Below are 6,966 nucleotides of genomic sequence, written 5' to 3' on the forward strand. Positions count from 1 at the left end.
GGACGACGACGGGAGGCCGGAACGACAGAAGGCCGGTGAGCGGGTGCTCACCGGCCGTGCGTCGTCGGATCCTCCGGTGTCCTCAGCGGACGGTGTGGGCGATCCAGCGGTCCAGGACCGCGCGCGCGGCGCCGCTGTCCACGGCCTGCTCGGCGCGCCGGACCCCGGCCGCCAGACGGTCGTGGAACGAACCCTCCGCCTCCTGGTCGAACGCGACCAGCCCCGCCGCCGCGTTGAGCAGCACAGCGTTGCGCACGGGCCCCGGCTCCCCCGCCAGCACCTGCTCGACGACCCGGGCGTTGTACAGGGCGTCCCGCCCGCGCAGGTCCTCGATCGTGGCCCGCGGCATGCCGAGGTCGAGGGGCTCGAGCTCGTGGTGCTCGACGGTGCCGCCGCGCACCTCCCAGATCTCCGAGGGCGCCGTCACGGTGAGCTCGTCGAGCCCGTCGCCGCCGCGGAAGACCAGGGCGCGATGCCCCCGAGCGGCGAAGACCCCGGCGATGAGCGGAGCCAGGGCGCGGTCGGCCACGCCGATCGCCGAGGCCTCGACCCGGGCCGGGTTGGTCATGGGCCCGAGGACGTTGAACGTGGTGGCCACCCGCAGCTGCGCCCGCGCCGCGGCCACGAAGCGCATCGACGGGTGGAACGTCTGGGCGAACAGGAAGGTGATGCCCACGTGCTCCGCGGCGGACTCGACCAGCTCGACCGGCAGGTCCAGGCGGACCCCGAGGGCCTCGAGGACGTCGGCGGAGCCCGACTTCGACGACGACGCACGGTTGCCGTGCTTGACCACCTTCGCGCCCGCGCCCGCGCAGACCAGGGCCGCCATCGTGGAGATGTTCACGCTGGACAGCCGGTCTCCGCCGGTGCCGACGATGTCCAGGGCGGGCCCGGGGATGTCGGCCGGCCGGGCCCGGGACACCATCGCGTCCGCCAGGCCGGTGAGCTCCTCGACCGTCTCCCCCTTGGCCCGCAGGGCTACGAGGAAGCCCGCGATGACGACGTCCGACACCTCCCCCGACATGATGGTGTCCATGGCCCAGTACGCCTGCTCCCGGGTCAGGTCGGCCCCCGAGATCAGCGCGGTGATGAGGTCGGGCCACTCGAAGTGCGGTGCGGTCGCCGGAGTCGTCGTGTTCACGCCTTCGATCGTATCGCCCGCCCCGCCGGGGCCCGGAACCCACGGGCAACGGAGCGACCGAGCGCTCCCCGGCCGGTGGTGACACGGATCACGGACGCCCTCCGCAGGCCCCCTCCCGCCCGGGATCCACGGCACCCGGGCGCCGGACACGGCCCCGGGGCCCGATCGCGCGGGGCGGCGGGGCGCCGGACACGCAAATCGCCCGATCCGATCCTGGTTGGTCCACCGGCAGTTTTGGCGACATAATGTCTCTGTGACGACTGCAACCCAGACCCCAGCCAAGCCGGTAGGCGGGTCGATCAACCGACCCAACCTGACCTCCGTGGGCACCATCGTGTGGCTCGCCTCCGAGGTCATGTTCTTCGCCGGCCTCTTCGCCATGTACTTCACGCTGCGCTCCACCTCCCCGGAGCTGTGGGCGGACGAGTCGGCCAAGCTGAACGTGTGGCTGGCCACCGCCAACACCATCATCCTGGTGTCGAGCTCCGTGACCTGCCAGTTCGGCGTCTTCGCGGCCGAGCGCCTCCAGCCCCGGCGTGCCGGTGGCGTCCTGGACGTGCGCCGGTGGGGCATGGTCGAGTGGTTCGCCCTGACCTTCATCATGGGGGCGATCTTCGTGGCGGTGCAGGCGTTCGAGTACGCCGAGCTCGTGAGCCACGGCATCAGCATCCCGGCCAACGCCTACGGTTCCGCCTTCTACATCACCACGGGCTTCCACGCCCTGCACGTGACGGGCGGGCTCATCGCCTTCCTGTTCATCATGGGCCGTGCCTTCGTGGCCAAGCGCTTCGGGCACTTCGAGGCCACCTCGGCGATCGTCGTGTCCTACTACTGGCACTTCGTGGACGTCGTCTGGATCGTCCTCTTCCTCGTGGTCTACTTCCTCAAGTAGCCCGCGCCCTCCCGGGGACGACCCCAGCAAACCAACGCAGCACCGAGTTAAAGGAACGTTTGACGTGAAGGCACTTTCGCAACAGCGGCGCCACCCTCTCGCAGTCCTCGTACTGATGGTCCTGGCCCTGCTCCTCAGCGGTGGGCTCTACGCAGTCGCCACCACCACCAACGAGGCCAAGGCCCAGACCGAGTCCTACTCGGCCCAGGACCTCGAGGAGGGCGAGAAGCTGTTCATCGCGAACTGCTCCACCTGTCACGGCCTCGACGGCGCGGGCACCCCCTCCGGGCCGTCCCTGATCGGCGTCGGCGCCGCCGCGGTCGACTTCCAGGTCGGCACCGGGCGCATGCCCATGCAGGCCAACGGCCCGCAGGCCCCGCAGAAGGCCCCGCAGTTCAACCCCGAGGAAACCGCTCAGCTGGCCGGCTACGTCGCGACCCTGGGCCCCGGCCCGGCCGTGCCCGAGGAGGAGTACCTGGACGTCACCCAGGGCAACGCCGCCAACGGTGCGAAGGTGTTCCTCGCCAACTGCGCCATGTGCCACAACGCCGCCGGCGCCGGTGGCGCCCTGACGCGCGGCAAGTACGCGCCGTCCCTGATGGGCGTCGAGGAGGTGCACATCTACGAGGCGATGCAGACGGGGCCGCAGAACATGCCGGTCTTCAACGACGCGAACATCACTCCCGAGGAGAAGCGGGACGTCATCACGTACCTGAAGACCCTCGAGGAGAGCCCCAACCCGGGCGGGTTCGGCCTCGGCGCGCTCGGCCCGGTCTCCGAGGGCCTGTTCGTGTGGACCATCGGACTCGCGGTCATCATCGGGTTCACCATCTGGCTCACCTCGCGCTCCGCCTGAGCTGCCGTCCCGGCAGCAGATGTCGGACCCACTAGCTACGATCAACTGCACCAAGAGAAGAATGAGGGACCACACATGGGAAGCCACAGTGACGGCACTCCCCACGAGTCGGGAACAGTTGCCACCACGGGCACCACGGCGATGGAGCGTTTCCCTGACCCCGGACTGCCCCCGCACCGCCCGCGCTTGACGGACGTCGACGACCGGGCGGCCAAGCGCGCCGAACGGCAGGTCGTCCTGCTGTTCCTGATCTCGGTCATCGGGTCCGTCCTGTTCTTCGTCGGCTACTTCGGCGTCCGGGTGGACGGTCCGATCTACGACGTCACGAACACGGCCCCCACCCAGGCGCTGCAGCTGCAGAACCTCCTGCTGGGCCTGGGCATCGCGCTCGGCATGTTCGGCATCGGCCTGGGGGTCGTGCACTGGGCGCGCACGCTCATGCCGGACCACGAGCTGGTCGAGAGCCGGCACGCGGTCCGCACCGAGGAGCAGCGCGCCGAGGCGCAGAGCATCCTCACCACGATCTACGACGAGTCGGGCATCAAGCGCCGTCCGCTGCTGCGCAACACCCTCATCGGCGCCGCGGTCCTCGCTCCCCTGCCCTTCGTCGGGCTGCTCAAGGACCTGGGCCCCACCAACCTGGACGTCCTCAAGGAGACCCTGTGGGACGAGGGCATCCGCCTGGTCCGCGACCCCTCCGGGACGCCGATCAAGGCCTCGGACGTCACCCTGGGCTCCACGTTCCACGTCGTGCCGGAGAACCTGAGCACGATCGGGCACAACGAGGGCTACCTGGACGAGAAGGCCAAGGCCGTGGTCCTGCTCATGAGACTGGACCCCGAGTCCGTGAACGTGTCGCCCGAGCGGGCCGACTGGAACGTCGACGGCATCTTCGCCTACTCGAAGGTCTGCACCCACGTCGGCTGCCCGGTGGCGCTGTACGAGCAGCAGACCCACCACCTGCTCTGCCCGTGCCACCAGTCCACTTTCGACCTCACCAACGAGTGCGAGGTCATCTTCGGGCCGGCTGCCCGGCCCCTTCCCCAGCTGCCGATCACCGTGGACGACGAGGGATACCTCGTGGCCCGCAGCGATTTCCAGGAACCGGTCGGACCGACCTACTCCCAGCGGGGTACCCATGTCGAAGAGATGCAGGGTGAGGCGAACTGATGTCCACGTCCACTGATTTCCAGTACAAGCCGCAGACCGGCACCGGCCGGATCGCGAACTTCGTCGACACCCGGGTCGCATGTCGCCGATGGTCAAGGAGTTCGGCCGGAAGATCTTCCCGGACCACTGGTCCTTCATGTTCGGCGAGGTGGCGCTGTACACCTTCGTCATCCTCCTGCTCTCGGGAACGTTCCTGGCGCTATGGTTCGAGCCTTCCATGGCCGCACTCGAGTACGAGGCTCGTACGTGCCCATGCAGGGCGTCGAGATGTCGGCCGCCTACGCCTCCACCCTCGACATCTCCTTCGACGTCCGCGGCGGGCTGTTCCTGCGTCAGATCCACCACTGGTCCGCGCTGGTGTTCGCCGCCGCCGTGGCCGTGCACATGCTCCGCGTGTTCTTCACCGGCGCGTTCCGCCGGCCCCGTGAGCTGAACTGGCTCGTCGGCGTCGGGCTGTTCCTGCTGACCATCGTGGCGGGCTTCTCCGGCTACTCCCTGCCGGACGACGTCCTCTCCGGCAACGGTCTGCGGATCGCCGACGCGATCCTCAAGGCCATCCCGCTGGTCGGCGCCTACCTGTCGATGTTCCTGTTCGGCGGCGAGTTCCCCGGCCACGACATCATCGCGCGCCTCTACATCATCCACGTGCTGCTGATCCCCGCGGCGATCCTCGGTCTGATCGTGGTCCACCTGTTCATGGTCGTCGTGCACAAGCACACCCAGTTCCCCGGCCCGGCCGCACCGAGAACAACGTGGTCGGCTTCCCCGTGGGCCCGGTCTACGCGGCCAAGGCGGGCGGCTTCTTCTTCATCGTCTTCGGCATCATGGCGCTGATGGCGGCCACCACCACCATCAACGCGATCTGGAACTACGGGCCGTACGATCCCTCCCCGGTGCAGGCCGGTTCCCAGCCCGACTGGTACATGGGCTTCACCGACGGCGCCGTGCGCCTCATGCCCGGCACCTGGCCGATCAACTGGGAGTGGACCTTCTGGGGCATGTCGATCCCGCTGAACGTCCTCCTGCCCATGGTCCCGATCATGATCCTGTTCGGCCTCATGGCCGCCTGGCCGTGGATCGAGCGGTGGGTGACCAAGGACGACCGCGAGCACCACATCCTGGACCGCCCGCGCAACGCCCCCTTCCGCACCGCCATGGGCGTCGCCGGCGTGGCCTTCTACACCGTGATGCTCGTCGCGGCCAGCGGTGACCTCATCGCCACGCACTTCAACGTGTCGCTCAACGACGTCATCTACTGGCTGCGGGCCGCGTACTTCATCGCGCCGATCCTCGGCTTCATGATCACCCGGCGCGTCTGCCTGGCGCTGCAGCGCAAGGACCGCGAGATCGTGCTCCACGGTCGCGAGACCGGTCGTGTCCAGCAGCTGCCCCACGGGGAGTTCATCGAGGTGCACGAGCCGCTCGACGAGTACAAGCGCTACCGTCTGGTCGCCATGCCCGACTACGACGTGCTGCCGGCCCAGCCCAACGGCAAGGGCAGGATCACGGGCACGGAGAAGATGCGCGAGCGGGTCAGCCGGTTCTTCTTCGAGGACCGTGTCGCCCCCGTGACCCCGGCCGAGCTCGAGGCCGCGCACCACCACCACGAGGTGGAGGCCGTGACGGCCGGTCCGCAGGACCGGGAGCTCGTCCGCTGAGTCGTTCGACCGCCTGACGGAGCCCCGGGAGGATCATCCTCCCGGGGCTTTGTCGTCTCTGCACCGAGGCGCTCCCCCCGCTACGTCGACCCCGTGGTCGCACGGACGCGCAGCCGATCAGCGGTCCCCTCGAACGGCTGCCTCCGGCGGCACCGGCCGTGGCCCGTGGGTTGCCGCCGGACCGTTCTGCGACGGCCCACGTGCCGCCTCACTTCGCGGCCCGCGGCGGTTCCGTTCCGCGGCAGAAGTTGGGCATCCGGGCGGGCACCGGGCGGCTGCCCGCCACCCAGAGCCGTGCCTCCGTGCTCCCGGTTGCGGCGCCGCCGCGCCAGTGGCGGGCCTGGCCGTGCTCACCGGCGGTACCGTCGTGGCCGGTGACCGTGCGCGACACCTGCGCCGAACACTTCGCCCGGGATGCGCTCCGCCTCGCACGTGCACACGGTGCCGTCGGCCCGGAGGGACCACGCCCTGGGACGCCGCGCCCTGGGACACCCGGCCCTGTCCGATGTCCGTGGCGGGACGGGCTCGGCGTCCGACGGCCGCAAGGAGTGTGTGCTGCCGCCGGAACGGCTCCTCGCCGTCCGACGCCGTGCCGGCCGGTGCCGGACGCGGGCGCGGCCGAGATCGACACGGCCGGCACACCCCCTCCGACAGCGAGGAGCACGCCGAGGCCCTGCCTGCCTCTTCTTGGGGGCGGCGGCCTCACCGCCGACGGCCAGCACGCCGGAGGCGCATCCCGGGCCGTACGCGACCGCTTCTCGGGCGTCCGACACGCTCCTGGCCCGAACCCGCCCGAACCCGCCCGAACGCACGAGCCACGGGCCGGAGCATGGAAGTCCCGGCTGGACAGGAGCTCGGGCACCGGGGCGACGCGACCGGGGCCGTCCTGCCTCGGACGGTGTCCGCCAGCCGGCGGCGGCGTTCCCGACCGCGCGGACGTGCTGTGCGCATCGGCACGCGGACGCGAGCTGTGCAACCCTGTCCAGAGCCGCCTCCCGGGTCGTCAAGGCCGGAACCACAAAGCCTCCGTCGAGCTGCTGGGTCTGTGGCGAGGTGCCGGTGGTCACGGTCCCGTCACCGTCCACCAGGACCGGCATAACGCTCTTGTCCATGCCCCCGCCGTACATTCGGACGTCGAGGTCTCCCGCCTCCTGCACCACAGCGTGGGCGGTGTGTCGATGCCGTCTGAATACTGACCCTCGGGCGCCGAGCGAAAATTGACCCCCTCGGCGGTGATGCTGAGGGAGTG

4 protein-coding genes and 1 pseudogene are annotated in these 6,966 nt (G+C 70.0%); 4 read left to right on the forward strand and 1 reads right to left on the reverse strand.

Going from position 1 to position 6,966, the window contains the following annotated elements; genetic code table 11:
• Positions 1-82: 82 nt before the first annotated feature.
• Positions 83-1,141 carry an anthranilate phosphoribosyltransferase gene (gene trpD / locus BJF77_RS07315; protein ID WP_075871732.1) on the reverse strand — a complete coding sequence of 353 codons (1,059 nt, stop codon included), beginning with the start codon at positions 1,139-1,141 and terminating at the stop codon, positions 83-85.
• Positions 1,142-1,394: 253 nt separating this feature from the next.
• On the opposite strand from trpD, the gene BJF77_RS07320 reads away from it, so the two are divergent.
• The 4 genes and pseudogenes from BJF77_RS07320 to BJF77_RS07335 all read left to right on the forward strand — a co-directional run bounded on the left by BJF77_RS07320 (position 1,395) and on the right by BJF77_RS07335 (position 5,717).
• The gene (locus tag BJF77_RS07320; protein WP_075871733.1) at positions 1,395-2,033 is read left to right on the forward strand and encodes a heme-copper oxidase subunit III; all 639 of its coding nucleotides are present in this window, start codon (positions 1,395-1,397) and stop codon (positions 2,031-2,033) included.
• A 64-nt stretch (positions 2,034-2,097) separates the two neighbouring features.
• Complete coding sequence (locus BJF77_RS07325; RefSeq protein WP_047802663.1) at positions 2,098-2,889, forward strand: c-type cytochrome; 792 nt, start codon at positions 2,098-2,100, stop codon at positions 2,887-2,889.
• Between the two features lie 75 nt (positions 2,890-2,964).
• Positions 2,965-4,059: a ubiquinol-cytochrome c reductase iron-sulfur subunit gene (locus BJF77_RS07330; protein WP_047802662.1), complete on the forward strand. Its 1,095-nt coding sequence runs from the start codon at positions 2,965-2,967 to the stop codon at positions 4,057-4,059.
• Positions 4,059-5,717 (forward strand): annotated as a pseudogene (locus BJF77_RS07335) (cytochrome bc complex cytochrome b subunit). The gene BJF77_RS07330 and the pseudogene BJF77_RS07335 overlap by 1 nt, the downstream one beginning before the upstream one ends.
• Positions 5,718-6,966 lie beyond the last annotated feature (1,249 nt).

The organism is Kocuria sp. CNJ-770, assembly GCF_001942375.1.
GTDB classification, from domain to species: Bacteria; Actinomycetota; Actinomycetes; order Actinomycetales; family Micrococcaceae; genus Kocuria; species Kocuria oceani.

Bases quoted from the DNA above. Each gene is read 5' to 3' on its own strand.
- BJF77_RS07330 (WP_047802662.1), top strand. From the start codon at position 2,965: ATGGGAAGCCACAGTGACGGCACTCCCCACGAGTCGGGAACAGTTGCC.